The sequence below is a fragment of the Microcystis wesenbergii FACHB-1317 genome (assembly GCF_014696875.1).
In the GTDB taxonomy this organism is placed as follows: Bacteria; Cyanobacteriota; Cyanobacteriia; order Cyanobacteriales; family Microcystaceae; genus Microcystis; species Microcystis wesenbergii_A.
In genome coordinates this window covers 44,496-60,809 of the sequence record NZ_JACJQV010000099.1, presented here as the reverse complement: position 1 = coordinate 60,809, position 16,314 = coordinate 44,496, and the positions used below count along the sequence as shown (strand labels likewise).

Genomic DNA, 16,314 nt, shown 5'->3' with positions numbered 1-16,314 from the left:
ATACAGAGGTAGCAGCGGCTAAGTCTGGGTACTGGCAGTGCGGGACGGTGCTATGGCGATTTGATTACCCTATTCAGAAATCTTTGTCAAGTACAATTTATACCAAATTAGATGAGCTTACCCTGAAAAAATAAGGTTGTTCGTATGGGGCATCCACCTTTGAGATGAGAAATTCTAACAACTATTTCAGGAGTTAATTTTTCTGAGTGTTTTCAAGAGAGGCTGATTACAGAAATAGATGGTATTGATGTTAATTTAATTAGTTTAAAGCATTTAAAACTAAACAAAAAAGCTAGTGCAAGATTCAAAGATTTAAACGATTTAGAAAATTTACCATAGATTAGACTTTTCTAGAGTCGCAATTTAGCGCAAAGTGCAAGTATCAACAACAATTTTTATACTTCCGTCCATTCTTCGGTTGTTGGGGTAGTTAAATCTTCAAAATACTGAACTTTTCCTCGCATATTCTTAAACAATTCCGCCGTTGAATAACTTTTTTGATAAGGAGAAATTCTCGCCACTGGTTTACTCCCTTCTGTCACTAAAATTTCTTCTCCTTGTAACTCCACAATTTGCAACAATTCTAGTAAATTAGCTTTTAACTGAGTTTTGTCAACAGTTTTCATAATGGGACTTAGACAAAAAACAAATCGAGAAAAGCCTCAACTCCAATCCCCGCTTGGGATTTACTTCGAGAAGCCCAAAATCGCTGAAACCCAGATAGATCAAGGAAAATCATAAATCGAGGTTAACCCTTTGTCCCGTAATGGTTTGAGCCTTTTTTGCTGACCGAAAACGCCTAAGTCCCAATAAAAAAATTTTCCTTGGTATCCTATTCTGAATCTAAATCTTCTAGCACTCGTGAGCCAAGGAAAAGGGGAACCCAGAAGAGAAACAATATGTACTCCCCTGCTCTCCTGCTCCCCCACTTCTTCACTGAGGTTCGTGCTACAATCAGGGGGATTACTCTGCGTCGTCTCCCGCAAAGGGACTTAAGGGAAAACTCAATCCATAATATTCCCAATCTATATTCCAAGACTGTGCAGCAATCGCATTACCATCACGAGAGACGGTAGCGGTGTTTTCCCGTTGCACAGGAGCAGCATTGCGGGGTGTCAGTTTTTTGGTTTTCATTATGGTAAGTCCGACCTAAATTGTTGTCGGTTCCGGTCATACCACCTTTTTTGTGCCGAGTCAAGAGTTTTATTCTGAGTTTTTATCTATCTTTGTTATAGTTTTTTATCTATGTTTAATGTCATTACAGTTTTTCTGTTTAAATTTCCAGAAGAAAAAACCCACCAGATGCTACTGGGGTAGTAAACTTTGCCCGACTTCATCACTTTCTATGTTCTAAAACTTTAGCAAAATCTCTTACTTCTCTTAATAAATTAGGGGGTAAAGCATTGATGATTTCTAAAACTTCGCCAATGATTAATTCTTGTTCTAGTTGAATATCAGCTTTTGCTAAAGTTAATAAAGCCAAAGTTTCCCCTTCATCATTGACAAACTCTACCTCATAAGCTTGTTGATCATCATAACAATGAACAACCGCTCCTTGAGTTCCCTTTTTTAAACCATGTTCTTGAATGTCATGGGTTAAAGTAATTACATCTAGCTCTTTGAGCATAATTCTGGTTAGCCTTTATTTTTAAAAAATGGTCGAGCAGTAACAAACCTTGGCGTATCTTTGCCTAAATCAATAATCCAGACTGTAAGAATAGTAACTGATTTATTTTTAGGAGTATTGATTGTTCCTATTATTACATATTTAGTACCATGTTCTGTAGTAATTACCTCAGTAACATCTTGATTTCTTACTATTTTTGACAATTCTTGTTCTAAGAACGTTACATTTTCTTCATTAAAACCGAGTTCACGAAAAAACTTGGCTTTTGATTTACCAACAGGGTGATTTTCTGAAAGTAAATAATCAATGAGTTTTTCAGGCTGAATAAAAGCATTTTCTCGATTAGTTAATGACAATTACTCTCAATCCTCAAGATATTTACAGTTTCCAGGTTAGCAGTCTTTACCTTTCTTGTCAATAGTTTTTGAGTGAATTTTTGTTAAGTTTTTGTTAAGTTTAGCTTGATGCGATCACTTTCTTAATCAAGATCAAACATAGCATCTAAATCTCTATATCCCCTAACTACTCTTGCGATTTCAATTCCGTTTTCAAGAGGAAAATAAAAGATTAGATAATCTTCTACAGGAAAACTTCGTCAACCCATAATCAATTCATTCCTGTTTTTTCCCATATTAGGAAAACTAGCTAAGATTTCAAATTTACCAAGAATCTTATCTAACAACTGATTGGCAGCTTGAATATTAGAATAAGCAATCCGATCATTGATAATTTCTAAATCTTCTTTAGCCTTTGAAGATATTAAAATAACCGTCATAATTCAAGAGCCACTATCCTGAATATTTGTGGCTTTTAATCTGTTAATAAATTCTCTACCATCAAAACTTTCTCCACGCCTTAACTCTTGCACACCAATCATGACTTCCTGTTTCAATTGCTCAAATCTTCCTCGATAAATTCTGTCTCTTTCTGCCAATAAACGCAATCCCTCTTGAATAACGGCTAAATCATCTTGATATTTGCCTGTTTTAATTTGTTCAGCAATCAAATTTTCTATTTCTGGTGTCAGTTGGATAGTGTTCATTGCTTCTCCATAATTACTTTTATATCATCCTAGCTGAGTATTATAGCGCAGACTTTTTAGCATCTTATAATTTTAACAGATTTTGGACAGACTGCGAGATAGACGGGTTCATCTCCCTGAACCTAAGTCTTCTAGCACTCGTGAACCAAGGAAAAGGGAGACAACAGAAAAGCAAAAATTTGTACTCCCCCTCTCCCTGAGCAATGCTTCTCCTCCGATGCCAGGTATCCGAAAGCCCTGAATTAACTAGGGTTGTGCGTCAATTCCTTGAGGCAAACCGTGCGCCCTGGCAAGGAGAAAAAGACTTTTGACCTGATTTGAGGTTCGTGCTAGAATCAGGGAGATCACTCGGCGTCGTCTCCCGCAAAAGGACGTTATTTGACTTGACGGGGAGCTACCTGATGTTTAAGCACTTGTCAAGCTTTTTGTGATAATTTGTTACCAAATATTTCTTGGTGAGATTTTGTCTGAGTGAAGTAGTGATAGAATAGGTCATGCAAATAAAAGTCGTTGGCAAAAGTCTTGATAACTATGAAAGCAATTCAATCTACTGGAAAGATCGATAAGGTAGGTCAATTATCTTTAGACCACCCAATTAAAGGGACTCCACCCAGTTCGGTAAGAGTTATCATTCTTTGGGAAGAAACAGAAACAGAGATTAATAACTTTTGGCAACAAATCAGTAAATATCAACAACATCCTTTAATGTCAGCAGAACAATTACAACAGGAGTTAAAACAATCTTTGACCAAAGCAGGTTATGATTCAAGAGAGAAAATTGTTGATCTTGTCCAAGATATTAAACGGGAAATATCTCAAGAACGTCAACAAAAACAAGATTCAATACAATGACGAAAATTCCTGAATTAATTTTTTTAGACACTAATGTTTATTTAATCGGTGCAGTTGAGCTAGAAAGTCCTGAAGGTTTAATTCTACAATTGTTAGGTTGGGAAGCCCCAAACGATAATTCTGTGGGGGTAATAATTTCTGAAGAACTTATTGACCAAATTACCAGAGTTGCTAAACGTTTAAAAAATAAAGATTGGAGTGGAGAAATAATTGGAAGGATTTGGCAAAAATTAAAGTTTTGTTATGTCCAGATTGATGATTTTGAGTTAGCTGAAATGGAGGCTTTGGGAGTAATTCCTCGTGAAGATGTAGGAGTCTATTTAACGGCAAAAGTTGGTCAATCTCAATGTTTTATATCTGCTATCTGCTAATCATAAGTTAATTAAGATTTTGGTTCAACAAACAGGTGAATTTGAATGTTTAACGCCTTCTGAATTTGTGAATAAGTATCTAAATTCTTTAAAATAAAAAAATAAGGCTATTTTAATCCTCGTTTAACCGCTTCAGCTAACGCCATTGATTTTTAAAATTGTCTTTTTTCCTAAGTCTTAACAACATTAGGTGAGTCTTATTTTTACCTAAAGTAACTCAATTGTCAAGGCTTTTTTTATTTAGTTTTGTAACGATTTAGCGGCAAAAAAACTACAGGCAACAAAGACTAAATCGCTCTTAAAACAAGGGACTTATTGAAAACTCTAATTTTTGACCAAGAGAAATCAAAGACAATCCCCGACTTTTAAATTAGCATTGACTAAATCTTCTAGCACTGGTGAGCCAAGGAAAAGGGAGACAGCAGAAGAGCAAAAACCTGTACTCCCCCGCTCCCCCTCTCTCCTGCTTCCCTATCCTGCTTTTGTTATAGATGAACAAAAAGCTTTATTGGCTTGAGCATAAATTTTTAACGCCACCGACATTTGTTCTTGTGCAGTTTCTCCCTGGGATTGAAACCAAGCAAAAGTTTCTGGGTCTATTTCGACTTTTACAGTGACAATATCTTTAGGTAGTCGCAATTGTGCGTTAACCCAAAAATCTTCTGATAGTGGAGGAATATCAGAAGTATCAATATCCTCATCTTTCATCATATCAATTCTACTCCAATCTGTTTTTGAGGTATTGCTCATAATATTTTCCTTCATAGGATAAAGCTTTTCTTAAGGATATAATGCGAATTGTTTGATCATCAGGTTCAGTATAGACAATAATTAAAGATACGATAAGCGTCTGCGAAGTCAAATCCATGTTTAATAAAGTTGCTTTGATTTTTGCTCTCATCCCATTCAAATTTCATCTATCTAATCATAGCAAAAGAGTTTTGACATGACTTGAGGGCGGTTTTTTCCCGTTGGACAGGAGCAGCATTGCGGGGTGTTAGTGTTTGGGTTTTCATCATGGTAAATCCGACCTATATTGTTATTGAGTTTGATCATACTAACTCTTTTCTGCCGAGTCAATAATTTTTTTATCAATTTTCGTGAAGTTTTTGTTAAATTTGGATTACTCTAACTAGATTCATTTTTGATCCTTGCTATTCCTAATTGCAAAACCTCTAAAACCTTGGCTAAATCACCAGCTAATAAAGCATCTCTATCTAACCATAATCCAGGAAATATCTGGGAACAAATTATCCCTTCTGAGTTCGGTTCAAGTTTAATATATTCTTCATTGGTTAATCTAAACCAATCAAATTCTCCATCTTCGACTCGCCAGACTAAATATTCTTGCACTTGGTTACGGCGATAAACATTAAGTTTTTGATGTAAGTCAAGGGAGACGGTACTTGCTGCAATTTCGACGATTAATTCTGGCGCACCTTCGACATAACCATCCTCACTAATCGTTGATTGTCCACCATTTTTAATTCTTAATAGTGCATCGGGTTGAGGTTCATTATCAGCATCAAGACGAACCGTACAATTATCGCCTAATTGCAGATTGGGAGTAAAGGCTTGATAAAAACCTAGCCAAGTAACAATCTGAGCATGAGGTTCACCATGGTTCTTAATTCTGAGAGGAGAAGCCATAATATAAACAATTCCTTCAATGAGTTCTGCTTTTTTTAGATTTGGCATAGCCTTATATCTACGCTCAAATTCACGACGAGTAAGCTTGTCCCCATTTTCTAGGCGTGGAATGGTTAATTGAGGAGAAATTCTTGCAGTTGCTATCATTTTGGTATTTCCTGTCGTCAAAAAATGGGTAATTCTAAAGTAAATCCGGGTAAAACGTCCTCCCCAGATAAGGTGGTTGGTAATGAGACGATTTCTACTTCCTGATTTTGGCGATAGATGGCTACCTGTTGACTAATGGGATCAATTAACCAACCCAATCTTAAGCCACTATCAAGATATTCCTGCATTTTTGCTTGGAGTTGAGTTAAAGAATCGGTACTCGACCTTAATTCTATCACAAAATCAGGACAAATTGTGGCAAATTTTTCTTGTTCTTCTCGGTGTAAAGCGTGCCAGCGTTCATTAGCAATCCAAGCGACATCAGGGGAACATTTACCACCCTTGGCTAAGGTAAAGATAGTGGAAAAACTAAAGACTTTACCGAGTTTTGTTTGACGATTCCATAACCAAACAAAGCCGTTTAAATCTGATTCTCGATTCCCACTAATAGCACCAATCGGAGGCATAATAATTAATTCTCCTGCGGCATTTTGTTCAATTCGCCAATCGTCGTTATTATGGCAAAGTTGATAGAATTGCTCATCGCTTAACTTTACGGTTTTGAGTTTTAAAATAATCGGTTCAACGGTAATCATGGGGGTTAATTTGCCTAATTAAATACTTGAAAAACTTTTAAATTGAGTTGACTAAATATAGATGATTTTACTAAGTCATCATTGCTAAAATTACCAATTTCTGTATAAGTATTTCCTCTTAATTCTAAGACCAAAATGGTTTGAGTTTGGGGATCAACTATCCAGTATTCGGGAATCCCACAATCTTGATATTGGCTTCTTTTAGCGATGTAATCTCTCTCTCTTTGGATTTCCCCCGGACTAACCACTTCAATGACTAATAAGGGGGGTGCCATGGCAAGAAGAATCGTATTTCTCTGGGAGAGTAATTGAATATGTTCTTCTCGAATAATGGTTAAGTCAGGATAACGGTTTTTCGGTTCGCCTCTCACTTCTAATTCTAAACCATGTCCTCTTACTCTATCGGTTCCTAGCATTAAGGCAAAGACTAGAAAAAGACGATTGGCAATTTGAAAGTTAAGTCCTGATTCTGGTGGCATTTCTACCAATTCTCCGTTAAATAATTCATAAGATTCCTCTGAATTATCCTCATATTGTAGATATTCAGCAAAGGTTTGAAAGCGGGGTTTTGTGATTAACATTAGAGTTCACTCCATTGTAAATGATTTGTAGTAGTAAAGCCGAATATTTTCTATTCTCGTTTTTTCTAATTCTTGTTGGGCTGTACCTACCCACATCTTAGGTAAAATATCTTGATGTTGATCAAAGCTATGAACTCTTTGGGCTGTATCATTAAGTTTAAAACAATTTATTAGATCCTGACGATTTTTGAGACTGTAGTAAAGCACTGGGTTATGATTGGCTTTTGATAAACCTGTAAAAAATAAACTTGATGCTTGGAGAGGTTTTAAGGCTGATTTAGGAAAATGTTGCCACACTTGATTTATGGTTTCTGGTTTGAAAAAATCATCTTCTCTAACTTTGGCATAAATTTCGATTTCACTCTTACCATTGAAATAAAAATCAAAACCAATTAGGTTAACAAAACCACTGAGATAATTACTGCAGCACCGTCACTTAAAACAAAAGCGGTTGCTAGTTTTTCGGGATAATCCCCAATTCTGATGTGCATTTTTACACTAGAATCGGCAAGATTGGTTCTTAAGTCAATACCAGCACTTAGGACTTCTAGCAAGCTAGAAGTCAAAGTTATCTCCTAAAAATCGCTGTAATAAAGAATAATCTAATTGAACAACCACACGGTTTTCCACTTGTTGAAAAAAAGCTAGAGATTGAGCTAGATATTTTTGCCACTCTTGAGCTTTATCTTTAAAAAAGAGCATAAACCTTGAGGCAATGAGTTTATCTAATTCTATCTTACAAGAGGCTTCAATACTACAATCGCCTTCAACTTCCATCACGAAATCTTCAAATAGCCGCAGAGGATAAACAGGCTCAACATCGAAAGCTTGTTGATGATTGCGAATAAATTGTAGTCTTTGCTCTTTGATGGAGCTTTTTTGAATGTCAGCAACTATCATAATTTCAAATTTTGCTCAAGAATATGCCTAGAAAGTCTCAAAATTTTCTCCCTGAATCTAAATCTTCTAGCACTCGTGAACCAAGGAAAAGCGGAACCTAGAAGAGAAACAATATGTACTCCCCTGCTCTCCTAGTCCAGTCACAGTAGGTTGATTGATCAATTATAGTCATAGTAGGTTGATTCATGAATCAATCTACTATCAGAGCAACAACCCGTACTCCCCTGCTCCCCCTCTCCCCTGCTCAAGAAGCTTCTTCACCGAGGAGATTCGTGCTAGAATCTGGGGGATTACTCTGCGTCGTCTCCCGCAAAAGGAACTGTATAGTCGAAAACAGTCATGGGAGCGATCGCATTACGATCACGAGAGACGGTAGCGGTATTTTCCCGTTGGACAGGAGCAGCATTGCGGGGTGTTAGTTTTTTGGTTTTCATGGGGTAAGTCCGACCTAATTTATTTGCACTAACCCATACTACCCCTTCCTATGTGATGGGATGAGCCAAAAAACGCAAGTTTTTTAAAATTGGTCAAAAAGTTTAATTTTACCTAGTAGGTTGATTCATGAATCAACCTACTATGAGAGCAAAAACCTGTACTCCCCTGCTCCCTAGCTTACCTGATAAGCGATTAAAGGTAGCAAAAAAAAGAATTAGATTCGGAGAATGAATCAACCCTACCCCAACCCCCCCGACATCGTAGGGCAAGGGAGTGTTGCCTCTTGCCTATCCTTAGACGATGATTATTTTTCTGGTCCGAAAAGCTCGCCCTTGAAAAAGGGGACAATTGTTAATTATTATTAAAAGCATATTTACTAATTAACCAAAATACCAGTGAAACTAGCTCAAGCTCAGACGATATTAACAGACACTTTAACCGTATTTTGGGGAGAATGGCTAGATTTACGGGCGAGAGTCCTTCAGATCGCCGCCACAGGTTTAGTTTCTCCCCTAATCTATATTATCGGTTTCGGGTTGGGGTTGGGAAGCGCCCTCGATCGCTCGATGAAACCCTCGATCGGTGATTCCTATCTAGAATTTATCTTACCCGGAATGGTGGCCCTGTCCTCAATGGCGATCAGTTTCGGGGGAACCACCTTTTCCATCTGTGGCGATCGCTTATTTAGTAAAACCTTCGAGGAATTATTATTACTTCCCGTCCATCCCCTCTCATTATTTTTAGGCAAAGTTTTTGCGGGAATTTTGCGCGGTGTAATGACTTCTGCATCAGTGATTCTCGTCGCTATCTTATTTACAGGAAAATTTGCTAGTTTTCTCAATCCCCTCTTTTTATTAATTTTAATCTTAAATTGTGCCGTCTTTGCTAGTTTAGGGGCAATTGTCGGATTGCGAGTTAAATCCCTCGAAAGTGTCGGTCTGTATAATAACTTTTTAATCGTGCCGATGTCTTTTTTAGGAGCAACTTTTTTCGACCCCCAAACCTTACCCTGGCCATTAAAAATTATTGTCTATGCCTTGCCCCTCACCTATGCTAGTCTAGGATTAAGAGCCGCAGCCTACGATATTAATCAATTTCCTTGGTTCGCTATCCCCATTTTATTAATCGTCGCTATTCTTCTCTCGATTGTCGGCGCTTATCAATTCTCCCATCAACGGGATTAAATCAGTGATCAGTTATCAGTTATCAGTGATCAGTGATCAGTTATCAGTGATCAGTTATCAGTTATCAGTGATCAGTTATCAGTTATCAGTGATCAGTTATCAGTTATCAGTTATCAGTTATCAGTGATCAGTTATCAGTTATCAGTGATCAGTTATCAGTGATCAGTTATCAGTTATCAGTGATCAGTTATCAGTTATCAGTTATCAGTAATCAGTGGTCAGTAATCAGTGGTCAGTTATCAGTTATCAGTTATCAGTTATCAGTTATCAGTTATCAGTTAAGTACCCAGGCAAAATTAATTAAACATATCTAACTACCTCTTGCCTTTTGCCTTTTGCCTATCTTCACTAGGAAATTTATTTTACACGACTACTTATCTCCTGACTCCTGACTCCTATCTCCTGACTCCTTTTTCCCTTGAATAAATATATCCTTTTTTATAAACCCTACGATGTATTATGTCAGTTTACCGATGAAAATGGTCGCTCGACTTTAAAAGATTATATTCCCATCCCGAATATCTATTCTGTCGGTCGTTTAGATAGGGACAGCGAGGGATTATTATTACTCACAGATAACGGTCAATTACAGCATCGTTTGGGTCATCGTCAATTTGCACATCCGCGCACCTATTGGGTACAAGTCGAAAGAATTCCAGACCTAAACGCTTTAGAAAAATTGCGTCAAGGTCTTCCTATACAGGATTATCGCACTCGACCAGCAATAGTTAATTTACTAGATTTTGAACCAGATTTACCCCCCAGAGAGCCACCGATTCGTTATCGAAAATCTGTCCCCACCGCTTGGTTAGAAATTACCTTAACTGAGGGAAGAAATCGTCAGGTAAGAAGGATGACGGCAGCCGTTGGTTATCCCACTTTAAGATTAATTAGAACAGCCATTACTATTGACAAAAACAATAAATTATGCTTAACAGGATTACAACCCAGTCAATGGCGAGAAGTGACTGAAAAAGAGAGAAAAGCCTTGGAAAGGTTATAATTTCTGTAAGTAACCTTGATAACCAAAGTTGAATGTATAGTGTGGGACTTGATCAAATGACCCACAATTATCTATAATCGTGAATATTAAACCTAAGACAAACATGAAAGTTAAAATTAAAAATCTTGGCATTTTAAAACAGGCAGAATTCAGTCTAGGCGACCTCACAATTATCTGTGGTGGTAATAATACAGGTAAAACTTATGCTACCTACGCTTTATTCGGTTTTTTAGACAATTGGCGAAGACTATTAACGGGGCCAAGATTTGGACTCAAAGAAAAAATTGAGCAACTACTTTCTGATGGTGTAATTAGTCTCGATCTACAGGAGTATGTTCAACAGTGTGAAAGTATTATTACTACAGGTTGTCAAAGATATGTTCAACAAATACCTGAAGTTTTTGCTGCCAACGAGGAGAGGTTTAAAAATGTTGATTTTCAGATAGAATTAAATTTTGACAATATTCAATTTCAAAATAAGTATGAAAAGAAAATTAGTACAGCAACATGGGAAATTATCTCGATTAGCAAACGTGAGAATGAGCCTTATTTATCCATTACGTTATTAACAGAAACAGAAAAAATAAATCTGGGAGGTGATTTTCTTGAATATATCGAATATATCATTTCCAACAGCATCCAAGATATAATTTTCTCTCAGTTTTTTCCCAGGCCATTTATTGCCAGTGCAGAAAGGACAGGAGCGGCAATTTTTCGCAAAGAGTTAAATTTTGCTCGTAATCGTTTACTGGAAGAAATTAGTAAAAATAGCAATTTTAATCCTAGTGAACTGTTATTTAATGTTTCTCAGGATTATGCGCTACCGGTTAAAAAAAATGTAGATTTTACTAGACAAATAGAAACAATTGTCAAAAAAAATAGCTTTATCGCCGAAAATCATCCCAGTATTTTAGAAGATTTTGCCGATATTATTGGTGGTCAATATATGATTACTAGCAATGATGAACTTTATTACATTCCTAAAGGAAAAAAACTTAGACTATCGATGGATGAAAGTTCTAGTGCTGTACTTTCTCTTTTAGACATTGGCTTTTATTTAAGACACGAAGCTCGAATCGGAGATTTGTTGATAGTAGATGAACCTGAATTAAATCTCCATCCAGAAAATCAACGCCGTATCGCTAAACTTTTCGCTCGACTGATCAACATTGGTATTAAAGTTTTTATCACTACTCACAGTGATTATATTATCAAAGAAATAAACACATTAATTATGCTTAACCATAATAAACCACACCTGAAACAAATTGCCGCAGAAGAAGGCTATAGACAAGAGGAATTATTATCGGCTAATCAAGTTAAAGTCTATATTGCTGAAGAAGATTCAAAGATGTTAAAAGGACAAAAAAGAAAAACCAAATTTAACACTTTAACTCCCGCTAAAATTGATCACGAAATGGGTATTGAAGCACGCAGTTTTGATACTACTATCGAAAATATGAATCGTATTCAAACGGCTATTATTTGGGGTGAGGAGTAATGTCTGATATTGCTATCCTCAAAGAAATGATTAGCAAGTGTGCGATAGTAGAGTTGGAATATAAAAAAGAGTACAAACGAGATAGTTATTTACTGAAACTGATAGAAAATCAAGATAACTATTCATTTGTGATTAGTGGAATGCCTGAACCCGATCGAGTTATTGTGATCAAGCTAGATGAGTTTTTTGATGTCCGCAAAATTTTTACTGGTAGTAAAGGTGAGTGTAAGCGTGCAGATTTTATAATTATCGCTAATACCACTTCTGAAAAAGTTATCCTTTGTCTGGAAATGAAGAAAAGCAGAGATTCTAATTCATCGATAATTAAACAATTAAAAGGAGCCAAATGCTTTGTCTCCTATTGTCGTGAAATCGGACGCTTATTTTGGAATCAACCCGATTTTCTTCAGGACTATCAATATCGCTTTGTTAGTATTAAAAATATCAGTATGTCTAAAACAACCACGAGCAGCCGTAAACCTTCTCAAAAAAGTGAGATTCACGATCAACCAGAAAAAATGTTAAAAATTTCCGCTCAAGCGAAGCACTTTCAAGAATTAATTTAGTCCTAGAGCTTCTCATTATGACCGATTTAATCTCGATCGAATAACGATCTTTTGCCGAGAGTGCCGAAAGAGCCTTATCGATGCTCATTTTTAAAAACTTCAAACACCTGCCGGCTGAAATATTTTAACTTATCAGCTACCTTAGGAGAAGGTTGATAATTACCGACTAATTGCCAATTTTCCACCGTAGATAGTCGCCAAGCGGTTCCTTGATGGTTAAAAGCCTGCATTTCTAAGCCAATCAAACGCTGATGCTGATCCTCGCTATCGAGATGAAAACGAATTTGTACCAGAATACTGCGCCCTTGAATTCTGGGACTCCAACCGGGAAAATGGAAAGCAATATCGATCGAGTCGGGATCCGTTAACTCCCTTGTGTGGGGATCATTGCGCCATGGTTTCAGATCTGCCTTTGCATCGGGGAATTGTTGTTTAAACAGGTTGACGAGTGTGGCGATCTTCGCCGTTAATTCTAATCCTTTTGCCTGTTCCGACGCATTCATGCTCACCTCTGATAATTGCTTATAAAGTAACTATTTATACAGTTTAGCCCTGCTTTTTGCGACTATTGGAACAATTATAACGATATTTTCTCGATCGAGTCGAAAATGCCGCACCTGTCAATCCAGATAGCCGCTGCCAAAAAGACAAAATCAAAACTAAACTAGAAAATAGGATAATCGACAGGAACAGTATTTTCTATGAATCCCCAAGAGTCTCTATTACAATCGATCGAAAAATTAGGCTATCGGGTTACGGTGGGTGATGTGGCGGCAAAATCGGGTTTAGAGATTAACGCTGCACAACAGGGATTATTAGCTTTAGCGGCGGAAGCGGGGGGACATTTACAGGTAGCAGATACGGGGGAGATTATCTATCTTTTTCCCGAAAATTTTCGCTCAATTCTTCTGAATAAATATTGGCAATTGCAGTTAAAAGCTTTCGCCAGTAAAATCTGGAGAGTAGTTTTTTATATTATCCGCATTTCCTTTGGCATTGTTTTAATTATTTCGATTTTAATCCTGTTGCTGGCTATCCTAGCGATCCTGATAGGCTTAATGTTCAAAGATAGTGACTCGGATAACAATTCTGGAGATAGCAAAATTAATATTAACTTCTTTCCCACGGACTTTTTCTGGATTTTTTATCCCGATTTTGGTAATAACTACTACGAAAGAAGAGATCGGGAAGTTAAGGCAGAAAAACCCCCTAGTAAGATGAATTTTCTTGAGGCAGTTTTTTCTTTTCTTTTTGGCGATGGCGATCCTAATTTTAATTTAGAGGAGAGACGCTGGCAAACTATCGGTAAAGTAATTCAAAATAATCGCGGCTCGATTATTGCTCCACAAATTGCCCCCTATCTCGATAGTATTACCCCTAGTCATGAGGAGACAGAAGACTATATACTCCCAGTTTTAACTCGCTTTAATGGGTTGCCGCAAGTGTCCGATCGAGGTGATATTATCTATTATTTTCCCGATCTACAGGTGACAACCAAAGAGAGAAAATTACAAACAGTTTCCCCCTATCTAAAGGAAAAACGCTGGAAGTTTAGCGAAGCGGATAGCGGTCAAATTATCTTAGCTTTAGGTTTAGGGGCGGTTAACTTTATCCTCGCTTTAGTTTTAGGATATTTGCTCAACAGTGATAGTGTCGATTTGAGCGGTTCTCTGGGGTCGATAGTCACAGGGATCTACAGTTTTCTCCTCAGTTATGCTGGTGCTTTTTTGGGGATTCCCCTCGGTCGTTATTTCTTTTTGCAGTGGAGAAATGAGCGGGTTAATCAACGCAATCAACAGCGAGAAAAAAGAGCAGATCTATTAGCCCAAAATAATCCTGAATTAGAGCAAAAACTGGCCTACTCTCGTCAATTTGCTGACCAAAAAGTGATTACAGATGCTGATATTAGTTATTCTACCGATCAAGACTATCTCGAACAAGAGATCGAGCGCTCCGATAAAATCGATCAAGAATGGCAAAAACGCTTAGAATCCCCCGATTCTTGACTCCTGACTTGAAAGAGGGTGTAGGGTGTAGGGTGTGGGGTGTGGGGTGTGGGGAAAGAAACCTCTTTCATCTGTGGTGGTGAAAATTTTTTCATCAGCACTGACTCCCCAGACTCCTGACTCCTAACCCCACCAACAAACTTTTTGCCGCAAACCCTAACTTAAACGATCGAGAGTGCGATACTGAATTGCTTCGGCAACGTGGGAACTTTTCAGCATTTCACTATCTCCTAAATCGGCAATGGTGCGGGCAACTTTGAGAATGCGATCCATTGCTCGGGCCGATAAACCCAATTTTCGGATTGCCCCTTCTAAAATATGGCGACTGCTATGATCAAGAGCGCAAAAACGCCGCAAATGCTCGGAATTCATCTCCGCATTAGAGCGAATCCCAGTATCTTGAAAGCGATCGCTGGCCTTTTGTCTGGCCCTTTCCACCCGTTGCCGCACCTGCTCAGAAGCTTCTCCCCGACTCTCTTGGGTCATTTCTTCCGGTTTCAGGCGATTTACCGTCACTTGTAGGTCAATACGGTCTAAAAGCGGTCCCGATAATTTCGCCCAATACTGTTCCCGTTGTCGCGGTGAACAGCTGCAGGGTTGAACCGAATCGCCGTAATAACCACAGGGACAGGGATTGGTACTGGCCACTAGGGTAAAACGGGCCGGAAAAGCGACAGAAAGACGAGTGCGAGAAATGCTCACATAACCATCCTCTAGGGGTTGCCGGAGATATTCCAAGACACTGCGCTTAAATTCCGTTAATTCGTCTAAAAATAAAATACCACGGTGGGAAAGGGAGATTTCTCCCGGTCGGGGATAAGTGCCACCTCCCACCAGCGCTGCCCCGGAAGCGGAGTGATGGGGACTGCGAAAAGGACGCTCGCGCACCAGAGAACCTCGATCTTTCAGTAATCCAGCGACGGAATGAATCTGGGAGACTTCTAGGGATTCGGCAAAGGTAAGCTGGGGCAGAATACCGGGTAAACGTCGCGCTAACATGGTTTTACCGCTGCCCGGCGGCCCAACAAAAATTAGGTTATGACCTCCAGCTGCGGCAATTTCCAGGGCCCGCCGGCCAATTGCTTGGCCTTTGACATCCTTGAGATCGGGGAGATTTACCCGCGATCGCCCGAACTCCTCGGCAGCGTTAAAAGTCATCGGTGAATGGCGATCGGGTTCATTTAAGAAATTTACCACTTCCGATAGATGACGAAACCCATACACTTGTACGCCTTTGACCACGGCCGCTTCTTTGGCATTATCGGCAGGAACCACTAAACCCTTAATCCCCATTTTTTCGGCGGCGGCAGCAATGGCTAAAACCCCCGCCACGGGACGCAAACTACCATCGAGGGATAATTCACCTAAAAAGAGAAAATCCCCCAATAAATCGGCTTCTACCTGTTCGGAGGCTCCTAAAATGCCGATACTAATCGGTAAATCATAAATCGGCCCCTCTTTGCGGATATCGGCGGGACTTAAATTAATGACAATTTTGCGGATGGGAAAGGCAAATCCAGCATTTTTTAGAGAAGCTTTTACCCTTTCTTTCGACTCCTGCACAGCGGTATCGGGTAAACCCACCACGGCAATTCCGGGTAATCCTCCCGATACATCCACCTCTACCCCGATTTTAATGGCATCGATGCCGATAATTGCCGCACTCCAAACCCTTGCTAACATTTTGGCTCAAGTAAAAATAAAGTGAGTTCTTAGGAAAATGAAACAGGATGTTCGGCTAGTTTTCCGCATAAAAATGATTTTATCTGGGAATTTACCCTGAAAATCAGCCTATTTCTCGGTATAAACTAGCCAGAAAAGCTGAGAGCTTAATGGTATAGTTAAAAAAAAGC

General features: G+C 38.5%; 23 protein-coding genes. 7 read left to right on the top strand and 16 right to left on the bottom strand.

The genetic code is table 11. The annotated features are described in order from the left end of the window. Nucleotides 1–395: 395 nt before the first annotated feature. From H6F92_RS07045 to H6F92_RS07020, 6 genes are all read right to left on the bottom strand, one after another. The gene (locus tag H6F92_RS07045; RefSeq protein WP_190357317.1) at nucleotides 396–626 is read right to left on the bottom strand and encodes a type II toxin-antitoxin system Phd/YefM family antitoxin; all 231 of its coding nucleotides are present in this window, start codon (nucleotides 624–626) and stop codon (nucleotides 396–398) included. 337 nt (nucleotides 627–963) lie between these two features. Next, complete coding sequence (locus tag H6F92_RS07040) at nucleotides 964–1,134, bottom strand: anacyclamide/piricyclamide family prenylated cyclic peptide (RefSeq protein ID WP_190357316.1); 171 nt, start codon at nucleotides 1,132–1,134, stop codon at nucleotides 964–966. A 202-nt stretch (nucleotides 1,135–1,336) separates the two neighbouring features. Next, nucleotides 1,337–1,627: a DUF4926 domain-containing protein gene (locus H6F92_RS07035; protein WP_190357315.1), complete on the bottom strand. Its 291-nt coding sequence runs from the start codon at nucleotides 1,625–1,627 to the stop codon at nucleotides 1,337–1,339. An 8-nt stretch (nucleotides 1,628–1,635) separates the two neighbouring features. Further along, nucleotides 1,636–1,983 (bottom strand): DUF6883 domain-containing protein, encoded by a 348-nt coding sequence (locus tag H6F92_RS07030; RefSeq protein WP_002753041.1) that lies wholly within the window; start codon nucleotides 1,981–1,983, stop codon nucleotides 1,636–1,638. A 239-nt stretch (nucleotides 1,984–2,222) separates the two neighbouring features. Continuing rightward, nucleotides 2,223–2,402 (bottom strand): type II toxin-antitoxin system RelE/ParE family toxin, encoded by a 180-nt coding sequence (locus H6F92_RS25790; RefSeq protein ID WP_242030035.1) that lies wholly within the window; start codon nucleotides 2,400–2,402, stop codon nucleotides 2,223–2,225. A gap of 3 nt (nucleotides 2,403–2,405) precedes the next feature. After that, nucleotides 2,406–2,669 (bottom strand): ribbon-helix-helix domain-containing protein, encoded by a 264-nt coding sequence (locus H6F92_RS07020; RefSeq protein ID WP_190357314.1) that lies wholly within the window; start codon nucleotides 2,667–2,669, stop codon nucleotides 2,406–2,408. A 531-nt stretch (nucleotides 2,670–3,200) separates the two neighbouring features. Between H6F92_RS07020 and H6F92_RS07015 the strand changes: the two genes are divergently transcribed. Both H6F92_RS07015 and H6F92_RS07010 read left to right on the top strand, forming a co-directional pair. Continuing rightward, a complete protein-coding gene (locus tag H6F92_RS07015) occupies nucleotides 3,201–3,521 on the top strand; it encodes a hypothetical protein (protein ID WP_190357313.1) in 321 nt (106 codons plus the stop codon). Continuing rightward, nucleotides 3,518–3,892: a PIN domain-containing protein gene (locus H6F92_RS07010; RefSeq protein WP_242030034.1), complete on the top strand. Its 375-nt coding sequence runs from the start codon at nucleotides 3,518–3,520 to the stop codon at nucleotides 3,890–3,892. The genes H6F92_RS07015 and H6F92_RS07010 overlap by 4 nt, the downstream gene beginning before the upstream one ends. A 471-nt stretch (nucleotides 3,893–4,363) precedes the next feature. Here the strand turns inward: H6F92_RS07010 and H6F92_RS07005 are convergent, their stop codons facing one another. The 8 genes from H6F92_RS07005 to H6F92_RS06970 all read right to left on the bottom strand — a co-directional run bounded on the left by H6F92_RS07005 (nucleotide 4,364) and on the right by H6F92_RS06970 (nucleotide 8,200). Continuing rightward, entirely contained in the window at nucleotides 4,364–4,657 is a 294-nt protein-coding gene (locus H6F92_RS07005) for a BrnA antitoxin family protein (RefSeq protein WP_242030033.1), read from the bottom strand. Nucleotides 4,658–5,020: 363 nt separating this feature from the next. Beyond that, the gene (locus H6F92_RS06995; protein ID WP_190357311.1) at nucleotides 5,021–5,689 is read right to left on the bottom strand and encodes a Uma2 family endonuclease; all 669 of its coding nucleotides are present in this window, start codon (nucleotides 5,687–5,689) and stop codon (nucleotides 5,021–5,023) included. Between the two features lie 17 nt (nucleotides 5,690–5,706). Further along, nucleotides 5,707–6,285 carry a Uma2 family endonuclease gene (locus H6F92_RS06990; RefSeq protein WP_190357310.1) on the bottom strand — a complete coding sequence of 193 codons (579 nt, stop codon included), beginning with the start codon at nucleotides 6,283–6,285 and terminating at the stop codon, nucleotides 5,707–5,709. A gap of 14 nt (nucleotides 6,286–6,299) precedes the next feature. Then, a complete protein-coding gene (locus H6F92_RS06985; RefSeq protein WP_190357309.1) occupies nucleotides 6,300–6,866 on the bottom strand; it encodes a Uma2 family endonuclease in 567 nt (188 codons plus the stop codon). Nucleotides 6,867–6,872: 6 nt separating this feature from the next. Then, nucleotides 6,873–7,223, bottom strand: a complete 351-nt coding sequence (locus tag H6F92_RS27185; protein ID WP_265795838.1) for a DUF5838 family protein — start codon at nucleotides 7,221–7,223, stop codon at nucleotides 6,873–6,875. Nucleotides 7,224–7,258: 35 nt separating this feature from the next. Continuing rightward, the gene (locus tag H6F92_RS27180) at nucleotides 7,259–7,432 is read right to left on the bottom strand and encodes a DUF5838 family protein (protein WP_265795706.1); all 174 of its coding nucleotides are present in this window, start codon (nucleotides 7,430–7,432) and stop codon (nucleotides 7,259–7,261) included. Beyond that, nucleotides 7,422–7,766 (bottom strand): DUF5838 family protein, encoded by a 345-nt coding sequence (locus H6F92_RS27175; RefSeq protein ID WP_190357308.1) that lies wholly within the window; start codon nucleotides 7,764–7,766, stop codon nucleotides 7,422–7,424. Before H6F92_RS27175 ends, H6F92_RS27180 begins: the two co-directional genes overlap by 11 nt. Before the next feature lie 290 nt (nucleotides 7,767–8,056). Beyond that, a complete protein-coding gene (locus H6F92_RS06970) occupies nucleotides 8,057–8,200 on the bottom strand; it encodes an anacyclamide/piricyclamide family prenylated cyclic peptide (protein ID WP_190357307.1) in 144 nt (47 codons plus the stop codon). Between the two features lie 396 nt (nucleotides 8,201–8,596). On the opposite strand from H6F92_RS06970, the gene H6F92_RS06965 reads away from it, so the two are divergent. The 4 genes from H6F92_RS06965 (at nucleotide 8,597) to H6F92_RS06950 (ending at nucleotide 12,455) form a co-directional block, all read left to right on the top strand. Beyond that, on the top strand, nucleotides 8,597–9,385 hold the full coding sequence (locus H6F92_RS06965; protein WP_190357305.1) for an ABC transporter permease: 789 nt from the start codon (nucleotides 8,597–8,599) through the stop codon (nucleotides 9,383–9,385). Nucleotides 9,386–9,803: 418 nt separating this feature from the next. Then, nucleotides 9,804–10,388 carry a pseudouridine synthase gene (locus tag H6F92_RS06960; RefSeq protein ID WP_190357303.1) on the top strand — a complete coding sequence of 195 codons (585 nt, stop codon included), beginning with the start codon at nucleotides 9,804–9,806 and terminating at the stop codon, nucleotides 10,386–10,388. Nucleotides 10,389–10,491: 103 nt separating this feature from the next. Next, nucleotides 10,492–11,889 (top strand): AAA family ATPase, encoded by a 1,398-nt coding sequence (locus H6F92_RS06955; protein ID WP_190357301.1) that lies wholly within the window; start codon nucleotides 10,492–10,494, stop codon nucleotides 11,887–11,889. Then, the gene (locus H6F92_RS06950) at nucleotides 11,889–12,455 is read left to right on the top strand and encodes a hypothetical protein (protein ID WP_190357300.1); all 567 of its coding nucleotides are present in this window, start codon (nucleotides 11,889–11,891) and stop codon (nucleotides 12,453–12,455) included. Before H6F92_RS06955 ends, H6F92_RS06950 begins: the two co-directional genes overlap by 1 nt. A gap of 74 nt (nucleotides 12,456–12,529) precedes the next feature. Here H6F92_RS06950 and H6F92_RS06945 read toward each other — a convergent pair whose 3' ends face one another. Further along, nucleotides 12,530–12,958, bottom strand: coding sequence for a hypothetical protein (locus H6F92_RS06945; protein ID WP_002743840.1), 429 nt, complete (start codon nucleotides 12,956–12,958; stop codon nucleotides 12,530–12,532). A 198-nt stretch (nucleotides 12,959–13,156) separates the two neighbouring features. Here H6F92_RS06945 and H6F92_RS06940 point away from each other — a divergent pair, with 198 nt between their 5' ends. Further along, nucleotides 13,157–14,461, top strand: a complete 1,305-nt coding sequence (locus tag H6F92_RS06940; RefSeq protein ID WP_190357299.1) for a hypothetical protein — start codon at nucleotides 13,157–13,159, stop codon at nucleotides 14,459–14,461. Between the two features lie 156 nt (nucleotides 14,462–14,617). On the opposite strand, the gene H6F92_RS06935 is transcribed toward H6F92_RS06940, so the two are convergent. Further along, nucleotides 14,618–16,144, bottom strand: a complete 1,527-nt coding sequence (locus tag H6F92_RS06935) for a YifB family Mg chelatase-like AAA ATPase (protein WP_190357297.1) — start codon at nucleotides 16,142–16,144, stop codon at nucleotides 14,618–14,620. Between the last annotated feature and the right edge of the window lie 170 nt (nucleotides 16,145–16,314).

Coding starts and splice junctions, on each gene's coding strand:
- H6F92_RS07010 (WP_242030034.1), top strand. CDS start 3,518: ATGACGAAAATTCCTGAATTAATTTTTTTAGACACTAATGTTTATTTA.
- H6F92_RS06955 (WP_190357301.1), top strand. CDS start 10,492: ATGAAAGTTAAAATTAAAAATCTTGGCATTTTAAAACAGGCAGAATTC.
- H6F92_RS06945 (WP_002743840.1), bottom strand. CDS start 12,958: ATGAATGCGTCGGAACAGGCAAAAGGATTAGAATTAACGGCGAAGATC.
- H6F92_RS06940 (WP_190357299.1), top strand. CDS start 13,157: ATGAATCCCCAAGAGTCTCTATTACAATCGATCGAAAAATTAGGCTAT.
- H6F92_RS07020 (WP_190357314.1), bottom strand. CDS start 2,669: ATGAACACTATCCAACTGACACCAGAAATAGAAAATTTGATTGCTGAA.
- H6F92_RS06970 (WP_190357307.1), bottom strand. CDS start 8,200: ATGAAAACCAAAAAACTAACACCCCGCAATGCTGCTCCTGTCCAACGG.
- H6F92_RS07015 (WP_190357313.1), top strand. CDS start 3,201: ATGAAAGCAATTCAATCTACTGGAAAGATCGATAAGGTAGGTCAATTA.
- H6F92_RS25790 (WP_242030035.1), bottom strand. CDS start 2,402: ATGACGGTTATTTTAATATCTTCAAAGGCTAAAGAAGATTTAGAAATT.
- H6F92_RS06950 (WP_190357300.1), top strand. CDS start 11,889: ATGTCTGATATTGCTATCCTCAAAGAAATGATTAGCAAGTGTGCGATA.
- H6F92_RS27175 (WP_190357308.1), bottom strand. CDS start 7,766: ATGATAGTTGCTGACATTCAAAAAAGCTCCATCAAAGAGCAAAGACTA.
- H6F92_RS07040 (WP_190357316.1), bottom strand. CDS start 1,134: ATGAAAACCAAAAAACTGACACCCCGCAATGCTGCTCCTGTGCAACGG.
- H6F92_RS07005 (WP_242030033.1), bottom strand. CDS start 4,657: ATGAAGGAAAATATTATGAGCAATACCTCAAAAACAGATTGGAGTAGA.
- H6F92_RS06990 (WP_190357310.1), bottom strand. CDS start 6,285: ATGATTACCGTTGAACCGATTATTTTAAAACTCAAAACCGTAAAGTTA.
- H6F92_RS06935 (WP_190357297.1), bottom strand. CDS start 16,144: ATGTTAGCAAGGGTTTGGAGTGCGGCAATTATCGGCATCGATGCCATT.
- H6F92_RS07035 (WP_190357315.1), bottom strand. CDS start 1,627: ATGCTCAAAGAGCTAGATGTAATTACTTTAACCCATGACATTCAAGAA.
- H6F92_RS06985 (WP_190357309.1), bottom strand. CDS start 6,866: ATGTTAATCACAAAACCCCGCTTTCAAACCTTTGCTGAATATCTACAA.
- H6F92_RS07045 (WP_190357317.1), bottom strand. CDS start 626: ATGAAAACTGTTGACAAAACTCAGTTAAAAGCTAATTTACTAGAATTG.
- H6F92_RS06995 (WP_190357311.1), bottom strand. CDS start 5,689: ATGATAGCAACTGCAAGAATTTCTCCTCAATTAACCATTCCACGCCTA.